The sequence below is a fragment of the Arthrobacter sp. genome (assembly GCF_031179385.1).
Lineage (GTDB): Bacteria > Actinomycetota > Actinomycetes > Actinomycetales > Micrococcaceae > Arthrobacter_D.
Map to the genome: position 1 here is coordinate 1 of NZ_JAPSHV010000054.1, position 18,497 is coordinate 18,497.

Annotated in this window: 23 protein-coding genes; 9 read left to right on the forward strand and 14 right to left on the reverse strand. The window is 64.0% G+C overall.

What is annotated here, in order from left to right:
• The 3 genes from RIF85_RS09155 to RIF85_RS09165 form a co-directional block, all read left to right on the forward strand.
• Positions 1-872: 1,4-dihydroxy-2-naphthoyl-CoA synthase (locus RIF85_RS09155; protein ID WP_309071603.1), on the forward strand; the 872-nt coding region annotated here is incomplete at its 5' end.
• A 6-nt stretch (positions 873-878) separates the two neighbouring features.
• Positions 879-2,012, forward strand: coding sequence for an o-succinylbenzoate--CoA ligase (menE, locus tag RIF85_RS09160; RefSeq protein ID WP_309071604.1), 1,134 nt, complete (start codon positions 879-881; stop codon positions 2,010-2,012).
• A 63-nt stretch (positions 2,013-2,075) separates the two neighbouring features.
• Positions 2,076-2,960 carry a 1,4-dihydroxy-2-naphthoate polyprenyltransferase gene (locus tag RIF85_RS09165; RefSeq protein WP_309071605.1) on the forward strand — a complete coding sequence of 295 codons (885 nt, stop codon included), beginning with the start codon at positions 2,076-2,078 and terminating at the stop codon, positions 2,958-2,960.
• Positions 2,961-3,043: 83 nt separating this feature from the next.
• On the opposite strand, the gene RIF85_RS09170 is transcribed toward RIF85_RS09165, so the two are convergent.
• Positions 3,044-3,337 carry a DUF4229 domain-containing protein gene (locus RIF85_RS09170; protein ID WP_309071606.1) on the reverse strand — a complete coding sequence of 98 codons (294 nt, stop codon included), beginning with the start codon at positions 3,335-3,337 and terminating at the stop codon, positions 3,044-3,046.
• Positions 3,338-3,367: 30 nt separating this feature from the next.
• Between RIF85_RS09170 and RIF85_RS09175 the strand changes: the two genes are divergently transcribed.
• Positions 3,368-3,757 (forward strand): PLD nuclease N-terminal domain-containing protein, encoded by a 390-nt coding sequence (locus RIF85_RS09175; protein WP_309071607.1) that lies wholly within the window; start codon positions 3,368-3,370, stop codon positions 3,755-3,757.
• A 77-nt stretch (positions 3,758-3,834) separates the two neighbouring features.
• On the opposite strand, the gene ccsB is transcribed toward RIF85_RS09175, so the two are convergent.
• From ccsB to RIF85_RS09200, 5 genes are all read right to left on the reverse strand, one after another.
• A complete protein-coding gene (gene ccsB / locus RIF85_RS09180) occupies positions 3,835-4,860 on the reverse strand; it encodes a c-type cytochrome biogenesis protein CcsB (protein ID WP_309071608.1) in 1,026 nt (341 codons plus the stop codon).
• A complete protein-coding gene (locus tag RIF85_RS09185; protein ID WP_309071609.1) occupies positions 4,860-6,548 on the reverse strand; it encodes a cytochrome c biogenesis protein ResB in 1,689 nt (562 codons plus the stop codon). Before RIF85_RS09185 ends, ccsB begins: the two co-directional genes overlap by 1 nt.
• Positions 6,549-6,603: 55 nt before the next feature.
• Entirely contained in the window at positions 6,604-7,317 is a 714-nt protein-coding gene (locus tag RIF85_RS09190; protein ID WP_309071619.1) for a cytochrome c biogenesis protein CcdA, read from the reverse strand.
• An 89-nt stretch (positions 7,318-7,406) separates the two neighbouring features.
• Positions 7,407-7,979, reverse strand: a complete 573-nt coding sequence (locus RIF85_RS09195) for a TlpA disulfide reductase family protein (protein WP_309071620.1) — start codon at positions 7,977-7,979, stop codon at positions 7,407-7,409.
• A gap of 83 nt (positions 7,980-8,062) precedes the next feature.
• A complete protein-coding gene (locus RIF85_RS09200) occupies positions 8,063-8,728 on the reverse strand; it encodes a histidine phosphatase family protein (protein ID WP_309071610.1) in 666 nt (221 codons plus the stop codon).
• Positions 8,729-8,926: 198 nt separating this feature from the next.
• Here RIF85_RS09200 and RIF85_RS09205 point away from each other — a divergent pair, with 198 nt between their 5' ends.
• Complete coding sequence (locus RIF85_RS09205) at positions 8,927-9,478, forward strand: YceI family protein (RefSeq protein ID WP_309071611.1); 552 nt, start codon at positions 8,927-8,929, stop codon at positions 9,476-9,478.
• 105 nt (positions 9,479-9,583) lie between these two features.
• Positions 9,584-10,258, forward strand: coding sequence for a hypothetical protein (locus RIF85_RS09210; protein WP_309071612.1), 675 nt, complete (start codon positions 9,584-9,586; stop codon positions 10,256-10,258).
• Positions 10,259-10,266: 8 nt separating this feature from the next.
• Here RIF85_RS09210 and RIF85_RS09215 read toward each other — a convergent pair whose 3' ends face one another.
• Positions 10,267-10,989, reverse strand: coding sequence for a redox-sensing transcriptional repressor Rex (locus tag RIF85_RS09215; protein ID WP_309071621.1), 723 nt, complete (start codon positions 10,987-10,989; stop codon positions 10,267-10,269).
• A 145-nt stretch (positions 10,990-11,134) separates the two neighbouring features.
• Positions 11,135-11,407, reverse strand: a complete 273-nt coding sequence (locus RIF85_RS09220) for a glutaredoxin family protein (protein WP_309071613.1) — start codon at positions 11,405-11,407, stop codon at positions 11,135-11,137.
• 132 nt (positions 11,408-11,539) lie between these two features.
• Between RIF85_RS09220 and RIF85_RS09225 the strand changes: the two genes are divergently transcribed.
• Entirely contained in the window at positions 11,540-12,382 is an 843-nt protein-coding gene (locus tag RIF85_RS09225; RefSeq protein WP_309071614.1) for an HAD-IB family hydrolase, read from the forward strand.
• A 62-nt stretch (positions 12,383-12,444) separates the two neighbouring features.
• Here the strand turns inward: RIF85_RS09225 and RIF85_RS09230 are convergent, their stop codons facing one another.
• The 5 genes from RIF85_RS09230 to RIF85_RS09250 form a co-directional block, all read right to left on the reverse strand.
• Entirely contained in the window at positions 12,445-12,543 is a 99-nt protein-coding gene (locus tag RIF85_RS09230) for a 30S ribosomal protein bS22 (RefSeq protein WP_003792170.1), read from the reverse strand.
• A gap of 195 nt (positions 12,544-12,738) precedes the next feature.
• Positions 12,739-12,951, reverse strand: coding sequence for a helix-turn-helix domain-containing protein (locus RIF85_RS09235; protein ID WP_299167223.1), 213 nt, complete (start codon positions 12,949-12,951; stop codon positions 12,739-12,741).
• Between the two features lie 159 nt (positions 12,952-13,110).
• Complete coding sequence (locus RIF85_RS09240) at positions 13,111-14,184, reverse strand: 3-deoxy-7-phosphoheptulonate synthase (RefSeq protein WP_309071615.1); 1,074 nt, start codon at positions 14,182-14,184, stop codon at positions 13,111-13,113.
• A 246-nt stretch (positions 14,185-14,430) separates the two neighbouring features.
• Entirely contained in the window at positions 14,431-14,877 is a 447-nt protein-coding gene (locus tag RIF85_RS09245; protein WP_309071616.1) for a metalloregulator ArsR/SmtB family transcription factor, read from the reverse strand.
• Between the two features lie 54 nt (positions 14,878-14,931).
• Positions 14,932-16,080: an acetoin utilization protein AcuC gene (locus tag RIF85_RS09250; protein ID WP_309071622.1), complete on the reverse strand. Its 1,149-nt coding sequence runs from the start codon at positions 16,078-16,080 to the stop codon at positions 14,932-14,934.
• Positions 16,081-16,238: 158 nt separating this feature from the next.
• Between RIF85_RS09250 and RIF85_RS09255 the strand changes: the two genes are divergently transcribed.
• Positions 16,239-17,651: a potassium transporter TrkG gene (locus RIF85_RS09255; protein ID WP_309071617.1), complete on the forward strand. Its 1,413-nt coding sequence runs from the start codon at positions 16,239-16,241 to the stop codon at positions 17,649-17,651.
• Positions 17,652-17,673: 22 nt separating this feature from the next.
• Positions 17,674-18,312, forward strand: coding sequence for a TrkA family potassium uptake protein (locus RIF85_RS09260; protein ID WP_309071623.1), 639 nt, complete (start codon positions 17,674-17,676; stop codon positions 18,310-18,312).
• A 2-nt stretch (positions 18,313-18,314) separates the two neighbouring features.
• Here the strand turns inward: RIF85_RS09260 and RIF85_RS09265 are convergent.
• Positions 18,315-18,497, reverse strand: a 183-nt coding sequence (locus RIF85_RS09265) for a pyrroline-5-carboxylate reductase dimerization domain-containing protein (RefSeq protein WP_309071618.1), incomplete at its 5' end; no start/stop codon positions are given.

Sequence of the window (18,497 nt, forward strand, 5' to 3'; positions counted from 1 at the left end):
GCCAGGTAGAACGCAGCCAGGACGACGGCGGCGACACCACGCGCGACCTTCCCACCGTGCGTATCGCTTTCAACCGGCCTGAGGTACGCAACGCCTTCCGGCCCGGCACGGTGGACGAGTTGTATCGGGCGATGGACCACGCCCGGATGACTCCGGACGTCGCGACCGTCCTCCTGACAGGTAACGGCCCCTCCCCCAAGGACGGAGGTCACTCGTTCTGTTCCGGCGGGGACCAGCGGATCCGCGGCAGGGACGGCTACCGGTACGTAGTACAGAACACAGAGGGCGAGACCAAGGAGACCATCGATCCGGCGCGCGCCGGGCGACTCCATATCCTCGAAGTCCAACGATTGATGCGCACCATGCCGAAGGTAGTCATCGCCGTCGTGAATGGGTGGGCAGCAGGAGGCGGCCACAGCCTGCATGTCGTCGCGGACCTGACCATCGCCTCGCGGGAGCACGGCAGGTTCAAGCAGACCGACGCGACCGTGGGCAGCTTCGACGCCGGATACGGGTCGGCCCTCCTCGCCCGCCAAATCGGCCAGAAGCGGGCACGGGAAATCTTCTTCCTCGCCCGGGAATACTCGGCCGAAGACATGGTAGCCATGGGGGCTGTGAATGAAGCCGTCGACCACGCGCGACTGGAGGACGTTGCCCTCGAGTACGCCGCGGATATCGCGAATCAGAGCCCGCAGGCCATCCGCATGCTCAAGTTCGCCTTCAACCTCGCTGACGACGGCCTGGCCGGCCAGCAGGTCTTCGCCGGGGAGGCAACCCGGATGGCGTACATGACCGACGAAGCAGTGGAGGGCAAGGAAGCGTTCCTCGAGAAGCGCAGCCCTGACTGGTCCAACTTCCCCTACTACTTCTAGGCGCCCATGGAACTCTTCCCCGTTCACACTCCCCAGGGCTTCGATCCGCACACCCTGTTGGCCCCACTCGCTGCCGCCCTGGCAGGCGAGGGTCCCGCTGTGGCGCCGCACGCCGAAGAACACCAGAGCTTCAACGGCGAACTCCCGAACGACGAGATCGCCGCCGTACTCAGCACATCGGGTTCAACCGGCGCACCCAAGCAGACCATGCTCAGCGTCGACGCACTCGCCGCGTCCGCCATGGGCACCGCCTTCGCGCTGAAGGCAGAGGGGCAGTGGCTGCTGACCCTGCCCGTGCACTACGTTGCAGGATTTCAGGTCCTGGTGCGTTCGCTGTACGCCGGGACAAGGCCGTGGGCGATGGATCTCACGGGGAGCTTCAGCCCCCAGCGCTTCACGGAGGCGGCAGGTGAACTGACCGACAAGGTCCGCTTCACCTCGCTGGTTCCTACCCAATTACACCGACTGCTCGAGGACCCGGCGCCGGAAACCATCAAGGTGCTGCAGCGGTTCAACGCGATCCTGCTCGGCGGAGCCGCTGTGACTGAAGGCCTGCGGAACCGGGCCCGGGCGCACGGACTGAAAATAGTGCGCACCTACGGCATGAGCGAAACCTGCGGCGGCTGCGTCTACGACGGCGTCCCTCTCGACGGAGTGAAGGTCACCAACGACGACGGACGGCTCTGGATCGGCGGGCCGGTCCTCGCCGACGGTTACCTCGGCCAGCCCGAACTGACGCGGGAGAAGTTCCCCTTCAACTCCGGCCGCCGCTGGTTTCGCACCGACGACGACGGCACCATTGACGACGGCGTCGTCACCGTCCATGGGCGGGTGGACGACGTCATCATCACCGGCGGGCTTAAAGTCTCTGCTGTCGCAGTGTCCAGCGTCATCGAGGGAATGGCAGGGGTCAGCGAAGCGCTGGTGCTCGGGATTCCGCACCAGGAGTGGGGAGCTCAGGTGGCGGCCGCCGTCGTCGGCTCCGTCAATCCGGAGGCGGTACGGCGGCATGCCCAGGAGCATCTGGGCTCGCATGCTGCGCCGAAGATCGTGCTGACGCTCGACAAGCTGCCCATGCTGCCGAACGGCAAACCGGACCGGCTGGCCGTGCGTGCCCTCTTCGAGCAGTCAGCGTTGTAACGCGCTCCGGCGCTGCGAGCCTTCAGACAAGCAACAACAACCGTAGACAACCGGAGGAACACCTTGGCAACAGCTGCGCAATGGGTGGAGGGAGCGCGTCCGCGCACCCTCCCGATGGCGGTGGCGCCCGTGATCATCGGGTGCGCTGCAGCCTTCGACCTCGGGGCGTTCAAACCGGTGAACGCACTTTTGGCCGCGATCGTAGCGGTTCTGCTGCAGGTTGGCGTCAACTACGCGAACGACTACTCCGACGGCATCCGCGGCACGGATGCTGAGCGCGTCGGACCGCTGCGGCTTACGGGCTCAGGGGCAGCCAAACCGCAGCAGGTCAAATGGGCAGCATTCGGATGCTTCGCGCTGGCCATGGTTGCCGGCGTCGCACTGATTGTGCTTTCCCAGGCCTGGTTCCTGCTGCTCGTGGGGCTGGGCTGTGTCGCCGCCGCCTGGGGTTACACGGGCGGCCGCAACCCCTACGGATACATGGGCCTCGGCGACCTGTTCGTCTTCGTCTTCTTCGGCCTGGTGGCAACCTTGGGCACCACGTATACGCAGGCGGGACAGCTCAGTGCCGCTGCCTGGGTGGGCGCCGTCAGCACCGGAATCATCGCCATGGCCCTGTTGATGGCCAACAATGTGCGGGATATTCCGACCGACAGGGAAGCCGGCAAGCTTACTCTCGCGGTCCGTCTGGGCGACTCAGCCGCCCGGGTCAGCTACGTGATGATGCTCGCCGTGGCGCTGCTGCTACCGCTGCTGCTCGTGTATGACTACCCCTGGGTGCTGCTCGTCCTGCTGCTGATCCCGCTGTGCCTGATGCCGAGCTGGCTGATGCTCAAGGGCAAGAAACGCCGGAGCCTCATCCCGGTGCTGAAGCAGACGAGCATCATCAACCTTGGCTTCAGCGTGCTCTTCGGCGCCGGCGTAGTGATCTCCAGCGTACTGTCGTAGCCTCCGGCTGGTCAGTTGCTGCTGAACGGCCCTTCAGGGCTTGCGTGTCAGCCGCCCGGGCTGGCGTGTCAGGCGCCCGGGCTTTAGGGCCGGCGGCGGTCCGAGTTGACCGGAGTATTCGGGTCGAGGCTGTCCTCGGCGTCCGCGTCGCGCAGCTCGCTGGCCGTGCGTACCGGCGGAGCACCGTCACGGAACCTGCGCTGCAGGGTCGAGGCTGCCTCGTTCCGCAGCGAGCGGAAGAACAGGTAGGTGACGCACCAGGCCATGATGGCCGCGGCGATCACGGAGAAGATCGCGCCCAGCCCGAGGGAATAGCAGATCACAAAGAACACCGCGACGAAGCCGAGGCGTAGAGCGGTGAATTTGAGGAAAGGCACGTCCTAAGTTTACTCGCCTACAATTGATGCATGCCGCGCCTGTTGCTGTTCCTCGTGATCCTGGGGATCGCCGTCATTATTTATGCGCTGTTCGACTGCATCATGAGCCGGGCGGAATCAGTGCGCAGCATCTCGAAACCTGCGTGGTTCTTCACGATCCTCCTTGTTCCCCTGCTGGGTGCCGGACTATGGTTTCTGTTCGGGCGCCCCCGCGGGGAGGAACGCCCCAGCCAGCGCCAGACCCGGCGCCCCACCGCACCCGACGACGATCCCCAGTTCCTGCGGAACCTTGAGGTCCGTCGGCGCCAGCAGGCCCGTGAAGCCGAGCAGCGCAAACGCGAGGCGGAGCGTCGCGCGCGGGAAGCGGACAAGAAGAAGAAGAATGACGAGGGCACAGCCAGCGACGGCAAAACAGCCTAGTCCACCCCACATACACCAAGGACCCCCGTACTGCTTGCGCGGTACGGGGGTCCTTTGTGTATCAGGGAGGCGGAGTATCAGACTCCGGCGTAGCTGTGCAGGCCGGAGAAGTAGATGTTCACGATCGTGAAGTTGAAGACGATGCACAGGTAGCCGACGATCGAGAGCCAGGCGGCACGCGTGCCCGTCCAGCCGCGGGTGGCACGGGCGTGCAGGTAACCCGCGTAGACCACCCAGATCACGAACGTCCAGACTTCCTTGGTGTCCCAGCCCCAGTAGCGGCCCCAGGCCTTCTCCGCCCAGATGGCTCCGGCCATGAGGGTGAACGTCCACAGCACAAAGGCGATCGCGTTGATGCGGTAGGAGAGATTCTCAAGGCTGAGCGCCGAGGGGACGAGGCGCATGAACGGCATCCGGTCCCCGCCGCCGGCGGCGAGGCGTGCCACGCGGCTGGCCTGCAGGAGCTGCAGTACCGACATCGCGAAGGTGAGGGTGAATAGTGCTGATGCCGCAACGGCCACGGACACGTGGATGATGAGCCAGTAACTCTGCAGTGCGGGCACCAGGTTGGCCACCGGCGTCGGGAAGCCGATGGTGGCTGCGCAGAGCATGACCACCACCAGGCCGATCACAAAAGTGCCGAGGAACCGGAGGTCCTTGCGGGTGAGGACCAGCAGGAAGACGACCGCGACCACCAGCCCGCCGGTGGTGCAGAACTCGTACATGTTGCCCCAGGGCACGCGGCCGGCGGCTACGCCCCGGCTGACCACGGCAACAGCATGGACAGCAGCAGCAAGAACGGTGAGTGCGACGGCGATGCGCGCGGCCGAGCGCTTTTCGCCCTGGTAGTCCATGGCATCATCTGCCGTGGACCCCTGCAGCGCGCCCGCTGACTTGCCGCGCTTACCACCGGCAACCGCGCCGGCGAGCACGAGCTGACGCTCCTCGGCGGTCTCTGCCAGCCCGGCTTCCATCTCGCGGATACGCCGGCTGCTCTTGACGAGGTCCCAGGTGAAGGCCAGGAACGCCGCCGTGTAGGCAAGGGCTGCGAGCAGCATGAACAGCTCGCTGTACTGCCCCAGAGTCTGGTTTATGTTCTGCATCAGTTGTCCTTACCGCTTCCGGGCGCCGACGCCCCCACGTGCGCTGTCTCATTCTCGTCGTGTTCGATGGTGTCCGCCAGCCAGCGTTCCCGCAGCAGCTTCTCGATCGCTGCCCCTTCTCCGGCGAGCCTGTGGTCCTCCCCGCGGGCCAGCAGCCCGTACTCGACCGTGACGCGGCCGTCCGGACCACTGGCCGCCCTTATCCACACGCGCCGGCGGCCGATGAACAGCGACGCGCTGAGCCCCGCCAACGCCAGCGATGAGAACACCAGGGCGCCGAGCTCTGCGGGGTCATGGGTGATATCCAGGGCGGCGTAGCGTCGCAGCCCGTCGAAGGTGATCGAGCCCTTGCCTTCGGGGAGTTCGAAGGTTTCCCCGGCGTCGAGGACAATGCCGCCTGCTTCGCTGTTCCGGCTGTTCAGCTCGGTCAGTGTGTCGGTGTCCAGGACGTACACGTTCTGGGGCTCGCCGTCGTCCAGGCCGAGATCGCCGTAGTAGGAATTCAGGTTCAGCTGCGGCAGGAACGGATCAGGGTCGCGCGAGAAGGAAACTCCGTTCTCATCGATGGCCGCTGTGGGCAGGAAGAAGCCGACAAACCCGAGCTGCTCCGGACGAGCGTCCGGTACCTTCAGCACCATCAAGGAGGTGAACAGTCCGTCCTGCGGAATGGACACCACCGGCCCCTGATGGGCGATGTTTCCGTCGCCGTCCCGCACGGTGACCACGGGTGCATAACCATTCCCGACGAGGTAGACGCTGGTGCCTCCGATTGTCAGCGGCTCGTTGACCTTGAGAATCCGTTGTTCCGGCTCGGCACCGGGAGCAGTTTTTGTGCTCATCGTTGCCGTGAAGTCGATGGGCTGCCCGTAGTGGGTCAGCTGCCGGTCAAACGTCACGTCGAACTTCTCGAGCGTGATCGAGTAGGGGTCGAGGTTGTCCTCGGAGAAGTTGGTGCCCGGGGTGAATGAGTCATAACCCACGAGCGTATTCACGAAGGTCTCGCCTTCAACCACGATCTTCTGACCGCGGTAGCCGAACAGTCCCCCGACCGCCACGGAAACCAGCACGCCGATCAGGGACAGGTGGAAGACAAGGTTTCCGAGTTCCTTCAGGAAGCCGCGCTCGGCACCGACGGAGGGCTGTGAGCCCTGCTCATCGCGCACGTCGACACGGTAGCCACGCTTCTTCAGCAGGGCAGCGGCGTCGACGACGGCGGCATGCGGCGACGTCGGCCGCCCGCCTGCCTGTCCGCCGGACTGGGAATCCGACCCGGACGGCAGGGCGAACGATCCGTGCACCGGCATCCGCGACAGCCTGCTGGGTGTCCGGGGCGGCTTGGACCGCCAGGCACGGCCATGGGCGATGGCCCGCGGGATGACGCAGCCGATCAGGGAGATGAACAGCAACAGGTAGATCGCGGAAAACCAGACGGATGAGTACACGTCGAACAGCTGGAACCAGTCCAGGATGGGTCCGGTCTCCGGATTGTCCCGGATGTACTGGGTGACAACGGCCGGGTTCGCGGGCCGCTGCGGAAAGAGCGATCCGGGTACGGCAGCCACGGCGAGCAGCAGGAGCAGGAAGAGGGCGGTGCGCATGCTGGTCAGCTGCGTCCACATCCAGCGCAGGGTGCCAAGGAACCCAAGAGCGGGGAGCGCGACGTTGTCTCCGCGGTCTTTCGCTGCCATTGAACTGTCCTTAGCTTCTGTCTTCAATTCGGGCTTGGGTTCAGCCATTTTTTACTCAGATCGGTAGCGTGACGCTGCCCAGCCACTGCTGGAGCTCGTTGATCCACAGGTTCCAGACGCCGGACGCCATCAGCACACCAACCAGGATCAGCATGCCGCCGCCCGAGCGCTGCAGGAGCAACCGGTGGCGCCGGAAGAACGCCATGGCGCCCATTCCCCGACGTAATCCCAGAGCGATCAGCACGAACGGCAGCCCGAGACCCAGGCAGTACACAAAGGTGAGCAGAGCTCCCTTGGCGGCACTGGCGCCGTCGTTCGAGAAAGCGAGCAGCTGCACCGCCGAAAGCGTCGGCCCGATGCACGGCGCCCAGCCGAGTCCGAAGGTGAGGCCGAGAAGCGGCGCTCCCCAGAGCCCGCTCGGGACGCGTGCGTGAAGCTTCTTGTCCTGCTGGAACCATGAGAGTCCGCCCATGAAGACGATACCCAGCAGGATGACGACGACACCGAAAACCCGGATGAGCCACTCCTGGGAGCCTGCCATCCATGCTCCGAGCTGTCCGAACAGCGCGCCGTACGCCATGAACACCAGTGAGAAGCCGACGACGAACAGACCGATACCCGCCACCATCCGCCCGCGCTTCTGATCCTGGAGATCAACGCCTGTGAGTCCGCTGACGTAGCCGAGGTACCCGGGAACCAACGGCAATACGCACGGCGAGACGAAGGAGACCAGGCCGGCCAGCAGCGCTACGGGCAAGGCGAGGAGCATTGAGCCGTTCAGCACCGTGTCGGCGAATGCATTCCCTGCGGGAGCGAGCGCCAGGAAGCCGCCGGATGAAAGGGCCGAGGTCACAGCCACTACTCGGCCAGCGCGGAATCGATGAGCGCGCTGAGGGTTCCCTTGTCGGCCAGGCCCAGGATGCGCGCGGAAACGCGTCCTTCCTTGTCGAGCACAATCGTTGTCGGCACTGCCTGCGGCGGAACGTAGCTGGTCATGGAGAGCAGGACGCCGCCGTCGGAGTCGTTGAAGCTTGGGTACGGAATGCCGAAATTGCGCTCGAACGCTTCGGCGTTCTTTTGGCCGTCCCGGATGTTCACGCCGTAAAACTGCACGCCCTGGGCCTCATGCTCCTCGTGGAGGGCCACGAGATCAGGAGCCTCCTCACGGCAGGGGGCACAGGCGGCATACCAGAAGTTCAGGACGGTCACAGTGCCGGGCCACTCGGACGACGAGACGGCATCCCCGTTGTACAGGGCACCCTCGATCTGGACTGGCTCGCCCCGGTCAGCCGCTGCGTACTCAGTGACTGAGCCGTCACCGGCGATGTAGTTCTTGTTACTGCCTTCCGCCGCCTGCTGGGCCAGCGGGTCCTGAGCGGCACAGCCGGAGAGGACAACGACGGCAGCAAGCACCGACGCGGCAAGGCGCATCAGCTTGCCGCTCGGCGGGCGGGGGGCAGCTTCAGTTCGAGTCACAACATCTTCCACGAGTTCTACAACGTGTAGTAATTGTATTACGCTCCCGGGATGTTCTTCGCGCGGGGAAGCAGGTCCGCGCATGGTTCCGCGTACCTCACGCCGGTGAGGTGGTCGCCGTCGAAATAAAGGGAGGTCACGGAGCTCAGCGTGCACTTCCGCTGGCGCGGATCGTGCCACAGGCGCCGGTTCTCCGCAGCAAGGCGGGCAACCCAAATGGGCAGCTGGTGACTGACCATGATGGCCTCGGCGTGCTTGCCGTCCGTCGCCTCAAGCGCGGCACGACGTGCGTCATGGACTGCCGACATAACGCGCTCAACCTGAGCGCTGTACGGCTCACCCCACGACGGCGTGAAGGGGTTCCGCAAGGACTTCCAGTGACGCGGGTGCCTGATCTGATGCGCAACCTGCGCCATACCCTCGAACCTGTTTTCCGCCTCGATGATGCGTTCGTCAGTCACGATAGTGAGGCCGAGCTCCCTGGCTGTGGGCTCTGCTGTTTCCTGCGCGCGCGTGAGGGGTGAGGCGACGAGATGCACGATGTCGGCGCCGTCGTTCCTGCGCTCTGCGAAGAACCCGGCCACCCGCTCCGCCATCTCGCGGCCGAGCTCAGACAGGTGGAACTCGGGCAGGCGACCGTAGAGGATCCCGTCCGGGTTGTGGACTTCGCCGTGGCGCACGAGGTGGACGATGGCTGTGGGCATGATCTAAGTTTCTCATCCCCTGCCGCAGAGGGCTAAATCGCCCGACGTTGCCCGGCATGACGCGACGGAGGAAAAAATATTTGAACATTGAAGCAATCTCTGGAATAAAAGATGCAAATGCATGTTTATTAGAGGTACAGCCCGTACGGCCGACCCGGTCGCACACCATCGAATGCATCACAGATCAGGAGAATCATCATGGCTATCCCCACCGGACTCACCCAGGGCACCTGGAACTTCGACGGCGCGCACAGCGAGGTCGGCTTCACCGTCCGCCACGCAGGCATCAGCAAGGTGCGCGGAAACTTCGACGATGTCGACGCCAGCCTGCAGGTCGGATCCTCGCTCGAGGATTCAAAGATCACTGCGACCATCAAGACCGAGTCCTTCAACTCGAACGACGAGAACCGCGACGCCCACGTGCGCGGCGGTGACTTCTTCGATGTCGAGCAGTTCCCCGAGATGACCTTCGAGTCCAAGCGCGTGGAAGGTGCAGGCGAGACCTACAAGCTCATCGGAGACCTCACCATCCGCGGCATCACCAAGGAGGTTGTCATCGACACCGAGTTCAACGGCGTTGCTGTTGACCCCTTCGGTGCCACCCGCGCCGGGTTCTCCGGCCAGACCGTGATCTCCCGCAAAGAGTTCGGCCTGACCTGGAACGCAGCCCTCGAAGCCGGCGGCGTCCTGGTGGGCGACAAGGTGACCATCAACCTCGATGCCGCCTTCGTAGCGCCTTCAGCCAACTAGACATCTGAGACGTTTCTGGGGCGTGCCGGACCATCCGGTACGCCCCAGCGGTGTTTCTGCCCGAAAACACCTGCCACCGGTGCTTACCGGCGGTACGCTGGGCGCATGAGTACGCCAACAAACGATCCGGACCCTTCAGAACGCGATCCCCGCCGACTTTCGGGCACCGAACCACTGAACCCCGCACAGCCGGGGCCCACCCAAAACTCGGCAGCAGGGCTCTCTCCCGAGCCGCAGAAGCCGTCATCTCCGTACTCCTACCAGGCAGCCCAGCCGGCAGGGTACGCCTATCCCGGCGCGGCCCGTATGCCGGAGGCCGTGCGGCCACCGCTGCCGAAGGAAGTCAACCTCGCTTTCTGGCTGATCATCGCCGCCGGTGTACTGAACTTCGTCAGCACGCTCGTCGGCTCTGGAACCACCGGCGGACCCGCCGCAGCGGCATCCATCGGCATTGGTATTGCGGTGGCGGTGGGCGTGGTGACCACAGGCATTTATGTCCTTCTCGCCATCTTCATCCGTAAGGGTCAGAACTGGGCGCGGATCACCGCGACAGTCCTTGCCGCCATCTCGCTGCTGCTGCTCGTGATGAGCTCGCTGACGCTTGCCGCTCTCCAGGGCAATGCGGAGGTACAGGCGCAACTCGGCGGACAGGACCTGCAGCCGAGCGGATTCGCAATCACGCTGAATATCCTGGTGGTCCTCTTGGGAGTAGCGGGCGTCGTCCTGTGCTGGCTCAAGCCCTCGAACCGCTACTTCAAGCCGCAGCAGATCACGTACTAGAACGCCGGCTACTGCGCGGCGCGGGCGCTGGGTCCCGTCTCGATATCCGGCTCCTGCGCCCGCTGGGCGTGATAGGCGAGGATCTGAAGTTCCGTGGCCATGTCGACCTTCCGCAGCTGCACGTGATCGGGTACCTGCAGCACAACCGGCGCAAAACTCAGGATGCTGGTGATGCCGGCTTCGACCAGCTCGTCACACAGCTTCTGGGCAACACCGGCCGGCACAGCCAGCACAGCCATATTGGCCCGGGTCCGGTGCAGCACCGTAGCAAGTTCCTGGACCGGGCTCACCCGCAGCCACCCGACTTCGGTGCCCACGATCATCTGGTCAGCGTCAATCAGGGCGACAACCTCGAAACCCCGTGACTGGAACCCCGAGTAGCCGGCCAGAGCCCGGCCAAGGTTACCGGCACCGATGATTGCCACCCTCCAGTCCTGGGTGAGACCCAGCGCAGTAGAGATCTGGCTGTTGAGGTACTGCACGTCATACCCCACGCCGCGGGTGCCGTAGGAGCCGAGGTAGGAGAGGTCCTTGCGAAGCATCGGAGAATTCACGCCCGCAGCGTCAGCAAGCTCTTCCGAGGACACACGCTCGATACCCTCGGCAAGCAAGGAATTGAGAGCGCGCAGATAAATCGTGAGCCGGGCCAGCGATGCAGGAGGTATGTGCCTGCCCTGCTGGTCGCCCGCCTGGCCACTCGTCGCCCCCCGGAGCCCGGGGATCTCCGACATGGTCACTGGTTCATCGCTCCATCACTGTTCGCCGGTGGTTCCGCGGTCCGCCTGCCCGCCGGAGGATGACGGCGGGATACTTCAACTTTAGGTCCCGCTTCGGCCCACTCAAAGTTCCGGCGGCTGTGCCCTGCAACGCCCGGCACTAGGCGAGCAACTTTCGCAGGCGAGCCTCGTCTATAGTCCAGAAGTCACGCTGAACGCCGTCGAGCAGAAGGACCGGCACTTCTTCGGAGAACCGCTCCAGCAACTCCGCATGGTCAGCAATCGATTCTTCCCGCCAGCCCACGCCGAAGTCAGCGGCGACGCGCGCCACTGTGTTCCGGGCCTCCTCGCACAGATGGCAGTCAGGCCTGGTCACCAGCACAAGGCCGGAGGTCCAGGCCTCATCCGACGGCTGGCTCTGCTCGTTCAGCATCCCCTAAGCGTACTGGCCCCGGGCAAGGCATCCGTTGGAGCGAGGATCAGGTCTTCGTTCCGGAGGTCACAGGTGCAGCACGGTGGGCGTGCGCAGACGCAACCAGCGTCCAGCAGTGATTAGACTCGTGCTATGTCCGCTGCCAGCCTCCGACCCGCCGTAGAGCCGGGGTCATCCTCGGAGGCCGTGCCCGCAGAAGCGGCACCGCTGGGCGGACCGGCTGGAGAAGCAGCCTTCTTCGACGTCGACAACACCATGATGCGTGGGGCAAGCCTCTTTCATGTGGCCCGCAAGATGTACCAGCGGAAGGCTTTCACTCTCCGTTTCGCCGCCGGTCTGGCATGGAAGCAGCTGCGTTTCGTCATGCGGGGCGAAAACATGACTGACATCCACGCAGTGCGGGACGCGGCTCTGGCCTTCGCCATCGGCATCGCCCATGAGGACATCCTGGCCCTCGGCGAAGAGGTCTATGACGAGATGATCGCCTCGAAGATCTGGCCGGGCGCCCGCGCTCTCGCCGAGCAGCACCTCCGGAACGGGCGCCGCGTCTGGCTGGTCAGCGGCACGCCGGTCGAAGTGGCGAGCGTCATCGCGAACCGCCTGGGGCTGACGGGAGCACTCGGCACCGTCGGTGAAGTGTCGGAGGGCCTGTACACGGGCAAACTGGTGGGCGAGTTCCTTCACGGCCCCGCGAAAGCCATAGCCGTCCGTGAGCTTGCCGGTAATGAGGGACTGGACCTCGCGCGCTGCTGGGCGTACAGCGATTCCTATAACGACATCCCACTACTCAGCATGGTGGGCCATCCGGTTGCCATCAATCCGGATCGCCGGCTCCGTAAACATGCCCGGGACTCGAATTGGCCCATCTACGACTTCAGGAGCGGGCGCCGGGCAGCCACGCTTGGACTCAAAGCAGCAACAGGAGCGGGCGCCGTCTATGGCCTCTGGCGCGGCTTCACCCGGATGAGGGGCTAGCCCTTAAGCGCAAAACCGGCCCGCCTGGAGAGGCGGACCGGCTGCGATGCTGCTTCTTGCTGCTACTTCTTGTTGCGGCGCTGGTGGCGGGTCTTGCGAAGCAGTTTGCGGTGCTTCTTCTTCGCCATCCGCTTGCGGCGCTTCTTGATTACTGAACCCATAGAGTCCTCACAAACTATTCATTCCGGTTCCGGACAACCTCTACCGCATCAACTGCGGCAGGGACGCTCGAATCTGACAAAACGCACATCACGACGACGTACGTCGAGCGGCCGAACAAACGGCCGCCTACGCAAAACGCTTCTTAACAGAGTACCCGCTTCAACCGGCCTTCCTGACCGGCCGGTACCGATGGCCTAGCCAGTACCCGACTCCCCCTCTACCGAAGCGGAACGCAGGTACTGCTGCACGGCCGATTCCGGCACCCGGTATGAGCGCCCGAACTGAACCGCCGGCATCTCACCCGAGTGCACCAGCCGATATACGGTCATTTTCGACACCCGCATCAGCGCGGCGACCTCCGCAACGGTCAGGAAGCGCACGTCGGAGAAGTTGCTTCCGCTCGTCATCTCACCACTGTCCTTTTCTCTGGAGCCAACCCTGAGATTGGCGCCCCCGCATTGGGAGGATCGCCGGACGGCGTGTCGCCTTGAGACCTGAGGATTATCCGTCTAGGGAGATACTCTAGTGGTTCATGTGACCAAAGTGAAAGCGCGTGACGGTCACGATCAGCTCTCTGCGCGACGGCGGCGAACGCCCCGAGCGAGATCCCCCAGGACGGATGCGGTGGTGCCCCATCCCATGCACGCGTCCGTGACGCTTTGGCCGTACACAAGGTCGCCTCTATTCGTCACGTCCAGCTTCTGCGCTCCCTCAACGAGGAAACTTTCGAGCATCACTCCGGCAATCCGGTCCGATACCGCTACCGCATCCGCCAGTTCGCGCGCCACCTCCGCCTGCCGTCGGTGATCCTTTCCACTGTTGGCGTGGCTGGCATCGACGATCAGCCGTTCGTTCAACCCGGCAGCCGCCAATCGGCTCGAGGCGCTTGCCACGCTGTCGGAACCGTAATTGGGGCCATCCGATCCCCCGCGCAGAATCAGGTGGGTGTCAGGATTGCCGGTGGTGGAGACAAGGGCGGCCCGCCCGTCGTCGTCCACGCCCAGGAAGGCCTGCGGTACGCCGGCTGCGGCGCAGGCATCGAGGGCGACGCTGATGCCGCCGTCGGTCCCGTTCTTGAATCCCACAGGCATGGACAACCCTGAAGAGAGCTGGCGGTGAATCTGACTCTCCGTGGTGCGTGCCCCGATCGCTCCCCAGCTGACCAGGTCCGCAATGTACTGCGGGCTGATCGGCTCAAGGAACTCCGTGCCGACCGGGAGCCCTAGTTGGGCGACGTCGCCCAGGAACTGTCGCGCGGTGCGCAGACCGGCCGCGATGTCGTGACTGCCGTCCAGATGCGGATCATTGATGAGCCCCTTCCAGCCCACTGTGGTGCGCGGCTTCTCGAAGTAGGCCCTCATGACGACCAGCAGGTTCTGCCGGTGCAGCTGCGCGGCGTCAGCAAGCAGTCGCGCGTACTCAAGGCCGGCGGCGGGGTCGTGGATGGAGCACGGGCCAACGATGACGAGGAGGCGGTCATCTACTCCGTTGAGGACGGCCCTGATTTCTTCCCGGGACCGGCGCACAGTTTCGATGACTGCATCAGTGCCCGGCAGGTCCGCGATCAGCGAAGCGGGCGTGGGCAGCGCTTCAATCCCGCGGACGTTCAGGTTGGAGGATGGTGTGGCGAGGGTTTTCATGGGTCCCGGCTTTCGAAGATGGTCTTCGGCGGGACTGTCCTGCAGAACCCGCCGTAGAAACGACGAAGGGCAGGAACGGATCCTGCCCTGTTGGCTCTGAAGGTGTTGGTCAGCGTATTAGGCCGCGGGCTCCTCCAGAGCCAACGCAAAATACGCATACCAACGGGTTGTCATGGGAATGAGACTAGCGGTCTGCGCACGAATTGCAAACACGGGGCAGGAATTGTGACCGTGCGCGACTACTGACTACTCCTTGCGGCGCCGGAGTTTCGGGAACTGGGAGAGCAGATCGGCTGCGCGTTCGGCCGCCCTACCCACTGTTCGCCCGAACGGCTGTGCCCCGTCGGAGGCGAGCCCGGACGCCACGGGAAGGAGTTCCCCGATGTCGGGCTCCACGACGGCTGGAGCAAGCGCGGGGCTTACCTGGGGCGTCTGCAACTGAAACTCGGAGAGCCAGGAGACGACAGCCTGGAGCGGTTCCGGGTCAAGCGAGTAGAAGCGCTTTTGCCCCTGGGCCCGCATGGTTACAAGGCCCGCTTCCCGCAGAACTTTAAGGTGTTTCGAAACAGTGGGCTGGCTGACCTCGAGCTCCAGCACCAACTCGCCCACCGCTTTGTCCCCACTCCGCAGCGATGTAAGAATCTGGCGGCGGGTGGCTTCGGCGATGACGGCGAACACATCATCCATGACCATCCCATTACCATAACCGCATATATCGGTTGGGGCATCACTTGTACAAGCGCGCACTCAGTCGAACCAGGGATCCAGCCCGTGAAGAGGGAAGACAGCCTTGCGGGTGGCCATGATTGAACGGTCCAGGCTCTCGTTGGGGTCGAATCCGGCTTCCCACGACTGCCACCAGGTGTCGGATCCATCGCCCATCACCTCCGGCGTGCTTCGACCGAACCGTTCGGCGACGTAGGAGCGCCACGGTACGGGGACCGGCGTCGTCAGGCTTATGTCAGCGCCCGCGGCTATGGCTGTGAGAAGAGTCCACGATCGAGGCACCACAGACGTGATGTTGTAGCCGCCGCCGCCGGTGGCAATCCAGCGTCCACCGCAGTGCTCGGAAGCAAGATCACGAACCGCGAGTGCAGCAGCATGCTGGGCGTCCACGGAAAGGCGCAGGTTCGTGAGCGGATCTTCCACGTGACTGTCACAACCGTGCTGGCTGACGATGACGTCCGGCTTGAAAGCGGCGGTCAGCTGCGGCACCACCGCATGGAAGGCACGCAGGAATCCGGAATCCCCCGTGGTGGTGGGCAGCGCGACATTCACGGCGAATCCGGCGGCGGCCGGACCACCGATCTCATTGGAGAAACCAGTGCCTGGGAACAGGCTCATTCCCGTTTCATGAAGGGAGATGGTCATGACGCGATTGTCGTCCCAGAAGATCTGCTCCGTGCCGTCTCCGTGGTGGGCGTCGACATCGAGGTATAGGACGCGCTCGACGCCGCGGTCCAGCAACCGCTGAACGGCGGCTGCAGCGTCGTTATAGATGCAAAATCCGCTGGCGCGTGCTCTTCCCGCGTGGTGCATACCGCCGCCGAAGTTCACAGCGTGCTGGGCTGTCCCGGTGAGCAGCGCTTCCGCGGCGGCGAGAGAGCCCCCGACCAGGCGGGCGCTTGCGTCATGCATGCCTACGAAGGCCGGTGTGTCCTCGGACCCGAATCCTGCCGATTCATCGGCGTCTTCCGGATTCTCACCGGCCTCCTTGACCGCCCGGACGTAGGCGGCGTCGTGCACCGTCAACAGGCTGGCGTCGTCCGCTACCTCCGGAATCTCAACCGTGACCTGCGGAAGATCGAACAGTCCCAGGGCACTGACAAGGCGTGCAGTCAGGTCGAGCCGCTGCGGATTCATTGGGTGATGGGCGCCGAAGTTGTACGCAAGCATGGATTCGTCCCACACAATGCGGGTTGCAAAGGCGGCATCGGAGGTACTGGCCACTCAAGCAGGCTACGCGATCATCGCCGGTCCTGCCCACGGCCGATGAGCGGAAGTGGTTTACTACTCGAAGGACGCAGCAGGACGAATGGAGCGGATCAGCGAGCATGGCACGAACACACCCCTCCTGGTTGGGAGGGGAAGACCAGGTTCACCTGCAGCTGCTTGGCAGGGCGCGCGACTTCATCGACAGCGTAGTCAATAGCTCACCTGCACGCGTAGCACTGCTGGTCTTTGCCCTGGTTGTCCTCATCTTCACCGGGCTGCTCAGCCTGCCGTTCGCGAGCGCAACGGGCCAGGTCACTCCCCTGCACGACGCCATGTTCACGGCGGTTTCCGCAGTCTGCGTCGTAGGGCTCACGGTTGTGTCCACGGCAGCGCATTGGTCATTCTTCGGTCAACTGGTGATCCTTATCGGCATCTTCGTCGGAGGCTTGGGAACCCTGACCCTCGCCTCCCTGCTGGCGCTGGTCGTCAGCAAGAAGCTCGGTGTGCGCGGGAAGCTGCTCGCTCAATCAGCCCTGAACAACGCGAGCCGCCTCGGTGAGGTCGGCACCCTGCTGCGCATCGTCATCACGACGTCGGTAGTTGTGGAAGTGCTTCTGGCCCTCGCCCTGATCCCGCGGTTCATCGTGCTCGGTGAACCATTCTGGCTGGCTGTCTGGCACGGGATCTTCTATTCCATCTCTGCCTTCAACAACGCCGGATTCACACCCCACTCAGACGGGCTTGTGCCTTACGAGACAGACCTGTGGATCCTGGTTCCGCTGATGATCGGCGTGTTTGTCGGCAGCCTCGGTTTTCCGGTCATTCTGATTCTTATTCAGTTCCGACACCATGTGCGGAAGTGGAGCCTGCACGCCAAACTGACCGTCAACGTGTCCGTCATTCTGCTCGTCATCGGTATGGTGCTGTGGGGCTTCATGGAGTGGTCGAATGACCGGACAATCGGCGGGCTGAGTGCAGGCGATAAAATCATCCACTCGCTCTTCGCATCGGTGATGACCCGCTCGGGAGGCTTCAACCTGGTTGACCAGAGCCAAATGGAGCCGACCACTATGCTCCTGACCGACGCACTTATGTTCGCCGGCGGTGGTTCCGCCTCCACGGCGGGCGGCATCAAGGTCACCACGATTGCGCTCATGTTCCTGGCCATCCTCGCCGAATCCCGCGGCGACTCGGACGTCAGCGTCTACGGGAGAAAAATCCCCCAGGGTGCGATGCGGGTTGCTATCTCGGTGTTGTTTATGGGTGCGACGATCGTTCTGGTCGGAACCGGTCTTATCCTGTGGATTTCGGGCGTTGAGCTGAATCGCGTGCTCTTCGAGGTGATCTCCGCATTCGCAACCTGCGGCCTGAGCACCAATCTCAGCGCAGAACTACCGCCCGAGGGCAAGTATGTCCTTTCCGCACTGATGTTTGCCGGACGCCTCGGGACAATTACGCTGGCATCGGCGTTGGCCCTGCGTCAGCGCAGCACCCTCTACCACTACCCCGAAGAAAGGCCCATCATTGGCTGAGAGACCTGCACACAACGCACCGGTGCTTGTCATCGGACTGGGACGGTTCGGGTCGGCGACCGCCGAACAGCTCGTGAAGCAGGGACGGGAGGTCCTTGCAATCGAGCGTGATCCGCAGCTGGTCCAGAAGTGGGCCGGAACGCTCACCCACGTCGTGGAGGCGGATGCCACCAATATCGACGCGCTCCGCCAACTCGGTGCGCAGGAGTTCACCGCCGCCGTCGTCGGTGTAGGAACCTCGATCGAATCGAGCGTGCTGATCACTGCCAACCTGGTGGATCTGAATATTGACAACCTGTGGGTCAAGGCAATCACGCCGTCACACGGGAAAATCCTCAAGCGCATCGGCGCCAATCACGTGATCTACCCCGAGGCCGACGCGGGCCAGCGGGCCGCCCACCTGGTGGGCGGCCGGATGCTGGACTTCATCGAGTTCGACGACGGTTTCGCCATCGTGAAGATGTATCCGCCGAAGGAGACCCAGGGCTTCACCCTGGGCGAGTCCGCAGTTCGCTCGAAGTACGGCGTCACCGTGGTCGGTGTGAAGTCTCCCGGCGAAGACTTCACTTACGCGCGGCCGGACACCAAGGTCACGAGCCGGGACATGCTGATCGTGTCGGGGCACGTAGACCTGCTCGAGCGGTTCGCTGCGCGTCCCTGAGGTCACCCGCCCAGTTCGCGCGTAATGGCGGCAGCCCGCTCTGCAGCCGCCTTCGCCCCTGCAGCCACGATGTCGCGCAGGCCCCGATCGTCGAAGGTCGCAATGGCACGCTCCGTGGTTCCATTGGGACTCGTGACGGCCTTGCGCAGGGCAGTTGCGTCGGCACCCTCTTCCGCCAGCATGAA

What these genes read in the sequence shown, in the direction of transcription:
- menE (WP_309071604.1), top strand. Translation starts at nt 879, where the DNA reads ATGGAACTCTTCCCCGTTCACACTCCCCAGGGCTTCGATCCGCACACC.
- RIF85_RS09175 (WP_309071607.1), top strand. Translation starts at nt 3,368, where the DNA reads ATGCCGCGCCTGTTGCTGTTCCTCGTGATCCTGGGGATCGCCGTCATT.
- ccsB (WP_309071608.1), bottom strand. Translation starts at nt 4,860, where the DNA reads ATGCAGAACATAAACCAGACTCTGGGGCAGTACAGCGAGCTGTTCATG.
- RIF85_RS09185 (WP_309071609.1), bottom strand. Translation starts at nt 6,548, where the DNA reads ATGGCAGCGAAAGACCGCGGAGACAACGTCGCGCTCCCCGCTCTTGGG.
- RIF85_RS09190 (WP_309071619.1), bottom strand. Translation starts at nt 7,317, where the DNA reads ATGCTCCTCGCCTTGCCCGTAGCGCTGCTGGCCGGCCTGGTCTCCTTC.
- RIF85_RS09195 (WP_309071620.1), bottom strand. Translation starts at nt 7,979, where the DNA reads ATGCGCCTTGCCGCGTCGGTGCTTGCTGCCGTCGTTGTCCTCTCCGGC.
- RIF85_RS09200 (WP_309071610.1), bottom strand. Translation starts at nt 8,728, where the DNA reads ATGCCCACAGCCATCGTCCACCTCGTGCGCCACGGCGAAGTCCACAAC.
- RIF85_RS09205 (WP_309071611.1), top strand. Translation starts at nt 8,927, where the DNA reads ATGGCTATCCCCACCGGACTCACCCAGGGCACCTGGAACTTCGACGGC.
- RIF85_RS09210 (WP_309071612.1), top strand. Translation starts at nt 9,584, where the DNA reads ATGAGTACGCCAACAAACGATCCGGACCCTTCAGAACGCGATCCCCGC.
- RIF85_RS09215 (WP_309071621.1), bottom strand. Translation starts at nt 10,989, where the DNA reads ATGTCGGAGATCCCCGGGCTCCGGGGGGCGACGAGTGGCCAGGCGGGC.
- RIF85_RS09220 (WP_309071613.1), bottom strand. Translation starts at nt 11,407, where the DNA reads ATGCTGAACGAGCAGAGCCAGCCGTCGGATGAGGCCTGGACCTCCGGC.
- RIF85_RS09225 (WP_309071614.1), top strand. Translation starts at nt 11,540, where the DNA reads ATGTCCGCTGCCAGCCTCCGACCCGCCGTAGAGCCGGGGTCATCCTCG.
- RIF85_RS09230 (WP_003792170.1), bottom strand. Translation starts at nt 12,543, where the DNA reads ATGGGTTCAGTAATCAAGAAGCGCCGCAAGCGGATGGCGAAGAAGAAG.
- RIF85_RS09235 (WP_299167223.1), bottom strand. Translation starts at nt 12,951, where the DNA reads ATGACGAGCGGAAGCAACTTCTCCGACGTGCGCTTCCTGACCGTTGCG.
- RIF85_RS09240 (WP_309071615.1), bottom strand. Translation starts at nt 14,184, where the DNA reads ATGAAAACCCTCGCCACACCATCCTCCAACCTGAACGTCCGCGGGATT.
- RIF85_RS09245 (WP_309071616.1), bottom strand. Translation starts at nt 14,877, where the DNA reads ATGGTCATGGATGATGTGTTCGCCGTCATCGCCGAAGCCACCCGCCGC.
- RIF85_RS09250 (WP_309071622.1), bottom strand. Translation starts at nt 16,080, where the DNA reads ATGCTTGCGTACAACTTCGGCGCCCATCACCCAATGAATCCGCAGCGG.
- RIF85_RS09255 (WP_309071617.1), top strand. Translation starts at nt 16,239, where the DNA reads ATGGCACGAACACACCCCTCCTGGTTGGGAGGGGAAGACCAGGTTCAC.